5 protein-coding genes are annotated in these 3,948 nt (G+C 44.2%); 3 read left to right on the forward strand and 2 right to left on the reverse strand.

The genetic code is table 11. The features are described 5' to 3' along the window. Positions 1 to 39: 39 nt before the first annotated feature. Together ACTTK6_RS15670 and ACTTK6_RS15675 are read right to left on the reverse strand one after the other, a co-directional pair. A complete protein-coding gene (locus ACTTK6_RS15670; RefSeq protein ID WP_462833933.1) occupies positions 40 to 549 on the reverse strand; it encodes a GNAT family N-acetyltransferase in 510 nt (169 codons plus the stop codon). Positions 550 to 632: 83 nt separating this feature from the next. Continuing rightward, positions 633 to 1,169: a replication/maintenance protein RepL gene (locus tag ACTTK6_RS15675; RefSeq protein WP_462833934.1), complete on the reverse strand. Its 537-nt coding sequence runs from the start codon at positions 1,167 to 1,169 to the stop codon at positions 633 to 635. A gap of 591 nt (positions 1,170 to 1,760) precedes the next feature. Here ACTTK6_RS15675 and ACTTK6_RS15680 point away from each other — a divergent pair. The 3 genes from ACTTK6_RS15680 (at position 1,761) to ACTTK6_RS15690 (ending at position 3,740) form a co-directional block, all read left to right on the forward strand. Continuing rightward, a complete protein-coding gene (locus ACTTK6_RS15680) occupies positions 1,761 to 2,075 on the forward strand; it encodes a hypothetical protein (RefSeq protein WP_462833935.1) in 315 nt (104 codons plus the stop codon). A gap of 148 nt (positions 2,076 to 2,223) precedes the next feature. Then, positions 2,224 to 2,613, forward strand: coding sequence for a MobC family plasmid mobilization relaxosome protein (locus tag ACTTK6_RS15685; protein ID WP_462833936.1), 390 nt, complete (start codon positions 2,224 to 2,226; stop codon positions 2,611 to 2,613). After that, positions 2,502 to 3,740, forward strand: a complete 1,239-nt coding sequence (locus tag ACTTK6_RS15690) for a relaxase/mobilization nuclease domain-containing protein (protein WP_462833937.1) — start codon at positions 2,502 to 2,504, stop codon at positions 3,738 to 3,740. The genes ACTTK6_RS15685 and ACTTK6_RS15690 overlap by 112 nt, the downstream gene beginning before the upstream one ends. Positions 3,741 to 3,948: the final 208 nt, after the last annotated feature.

The raw sequence follows: 3,948 nt of genomic DNA on the forward strand, positions 1-3,948 counted from the left end.
CCCGGAAGTTAAAATATTTAACTTCCGGGGTTTTCTAAATTAGTTACTCCATTCGGATGCGAGTATACCCATGAAATATGTATTGTAATATTGTCCATCGATGTAAGTATGGTTTCTTAGTTCTCCTTCTATCGCAAAACCAATTTTTTTGTATAAACCATAAGCTTGTTCATTGGTTCCTCTAGTTGTTAAATAAATTCTATTTAATCGAAGTTGATTAAATCCAATATTTAGTACTTCTTCTATTGCATATTTGCCTATCCCTTGACCTCTAGCCTGCGGAGCAAGAAGGATACCTAAGCTAGCTCTGCCATGTTCATATTCAATATTTTGAAGGAATATCCATCCAACAAGCATAGAATCTTTATCTTCAATCGCTAATATAAGATCATTATTTTGTCTTTTTTGTTCAACATGATTTACTGTCTGTTCATATGTTAATGGGGTCCTGCCAACTGTCAGTAGTGAAACTGGATCATTAAACCAATGATGGAGTTCTCGAATATCTTTTGTTTCAAATGCCCGTAATGAGATAGGTTTATTGGTCATTGTTTGATACACCTCTGTAAACTAGTAAATTTTTAAAAGATGGCTTTACTGAACATATATGTTCGGTCTATTGAACATGACGTTTAAAGGTTTTCTCGTTCTTTCAAGGATTTCAAACGATCAAACTGATTCCGATACTCATAATCTTTATTTTCTTTTTTGCTGATAAGAATCTTGCCGTCATATTTGGCGTATTTTTTGTTGGTATTATAACTGGTCCAAGCGAGATCATGATTAATAACGTAAACATTACTAGAACCCATTTGATAGATATCTAAAAATCCATTTTCTTGTAAGGTTTTTAAGTTTCTATAAATAGTCGATCTGTGTTTACTGAAATAATCTTCAAAAACATTATATGAACAAGCTAGAGCATTCCTATTGTCCATGTGTTCTAAGATAAAAAATAACAAACTACTGGCAAAAGCATGATTGTTCATTAGCCAGCGAACTTCTGGCATGTGGTCTTTGTAGAGTTGAACAAAATTAATATTCTTTTTGTCTTCTTCTCTTTTTTCTTGTTCGTCTTCTTCTTTTTCTTGCATTTCTAATAATTTTTGAACCCTATGAAATTCTTCTTTAGTTAATTCTAATGTTACTTTCTCGTCGTTTTTCTGCATAAATAATCACCTCCAATGATGCATCATCTAGTTGCATTAATGATACATAATACCGTTCATTTTTGCAACCTTATGTTTCATTAAAAGTTAATCAAGTTGCATGATGTTGCACAGCTCATGCAACATAGATGTTGCACAGCTCATGCAACATGATTTATATAAAAACCCTTTAAAATCAGTATTTATAGTATTTCCCCCTTCTTTATCTTAAACAAGGTTGGTTTTCTATAACGTAACAGCGAAAATCAAAGTTACATTCGTGGGCTTTCGAGCCCACACGCCGACCAACGGAAGCCCGTTGGATCGCAAAGATTTTAACCCCCAACCCCCAATTGCAATTGGGGGCTACGCTATCGCTCAGATGCCGAAAGGAATGGTACGGGGGAAACCGCCCCTTCCATTCCCTTCGGTCATGCCAGCTTGAAGACCTGGGGCTTCGTCAACTCCTTATCCTCCCTCCGGTCCGGTACCGTTGACGAAGATCAGACACTGGGAGCTTCTCTGAGCGTCTGTGAGCGATTTTGCATAGAGAAACAGGGATAAATAGGGTCTGGCCCTTAGCAGCGATCAGAGAAGCTGTGAGGGCGTTGTATGAAGGAGAAAACCGCCTGCTGGTTGCTTGTCCATGATAAGCGGACTTTGGCGATAGCCAATGGAGCATTAAGGAATGGACAAGCTCGGACGGTTTGCACCCTCTTGGTGCTAGCAAAAGAAGCCATTCTTTTGCTTCGCCTACCGGCGAGGGGAAGTTTTTGGGTGCGCCTTTTTTCAAAAAGGTGCGGTTTGTCTTTGAAGATTTTGGCTAGCAATAAGATAGCCTTTTTTCGTGAGAAAAAAGAAGAATATCTTAGAAATTTGGATAGCTTTATGCTAGCCATATCGACAGGTGTTGAAGGGGGAGTTTGAGGGGGATAAGCGGAGCGTTCCCCCTCAGCAAGGGCTTATTTGCGCCACGAAGTGGCTAGCAAATATAGAGCTTGCCAAACCGTAATTATGACAGTAAAATGGAGAGACAGAGTCGAACCATTTGCTGGAATATTTGGAGGTGCGAAGTATGGGTGAGAGTTATGATGAAAACCAGATGCAGGCGAACGACGACGAGCAAAAGCGAGGTCGGAAGGAAGCCAAGCAGATCAGTTTTCGAGTAACGGAAGGCGAGTATCTCAAGTTGGAGCAGTCGGCGGAAACCTTGAGCATGAGCGTGCCAGCTTTGGTGAAAAAGAAGGCACAGGGAATGAAGCTGGTGACGCCGAAATTCGAGAAGGAAACGGGCATGCAGTTGAGCAGGGAACTACGAGATATTGGGAAGAATGTGAATCAGATTGCTCGCTGGTGCAACCAGCGACAGGGAGAAGCATTGGAAGAGAACGATGTGGAACGGCTGGAGGAGAACCTGCAGCGGGTGCAGGAGGAGCTGAGTCGGGTATGGCAACAGTTAAGCTAGGCACAACCAAGACAGCGAATAAAGCCCTCAGCTATGCCGAGAAGAAAGCGGAAGTGGCTTCCGGGGTGGATTGTCTTCCCAAAGTCGCCCAAGCGCAAATGAAGGCGACGAGAGAGCTTCATGGCAAGAACCAGGGCATCCAGGCGCATACGGTCATTCAATCCTTCGAGCCGGGCGAGGTCAGCCCGAGAGAAGCCAATGAGGTGGGAAGAGAGCTGGCGGAAACCATCGCTCCGGGGCATGAATGCATGATCTATACGCATACGGACCGGCAACATACGCACAATCATGTGGTCATCAATGCCGTTCATGCGGAAACGGGAGCCAAGTATCAAGCGCATGGCCAAGCAGCGATTCAGCGAACCCAGCAGATGAACGATGAGATTTGTCGAAACCGGGGGCTCTCCGTACCGGAAAAGCAGGCAGAGGTCCGGCATACGTTAGCCGAACAGGAATTACTGACGAAGGGCGAGCCGAGCTGGAAAGACGAGATCCGTCAGGCGGTCGATCAAGCCAAAAAGCAGACGGGCAATATAGCCGAATTGCGGGAGCATCTAGCCAAGGAATATGAGATCGAGACAAGACTCCGGGGAGCCACATTAAGTTATAAGCACCCGGACCGGAAACAGGCGGTACGAGGAAATAAATTGGGCGCAGCGTATCAAAAGGAGGAATTGGAACGTGGCTTTGAACGACAAGCTGGAGCAGAACAGAAGCATGGAGGAACTCTTGAAAGAGACCAGGGAACTCAACGAACTGATGCGGAGTTACATTCGCGTGCAGATGAACGAGGACGGAGCAACGAGCCTATCCGTCGATCATCACCTCGAAAAGATTCGAACCACATCGGTCAAAGTCCATCAGCAAATGGAATCCATGCTGCAGAAGCAAGAAAAGATGTTGAGCGCAAACGACGAGCACTTGCGGAGCGTGTTGAGGACCGGAGAGGATACGATCGAAAAGAACAATCATCGAACCCTGGCCAAACTGGACGAACTGGACCAGAACATGCAAAACAGGCTGAACGCGCTGAACAACGAGATCAGGACAAGCACGAACGACATGCAGAGCGGACTCAACAAAGTCGTGCAAAACGCGCAGCGAGACAGCAGGGACCTAGTCTCTAAAGCGAAAAAGGGAGCGATGGCATCCTATTGGGGAGATGCGTTCAAGTATGGATTAGCCACGAGTGGAATTGCTGTGCCTTTGCTTCTGATAAGCCAATGGATATTTTTCTAGTTAAATTGAGAGAAAAAACCCCGGAAGTTAAAATATTTAACTTCCGGGGTTTTCTAAATTAGTTACTCCATTCGGATGCGAGTATACCCATGAAAT

The sequence above is a fragment of the Marinococcus salis genome (genome assembly GCF_054971365.1).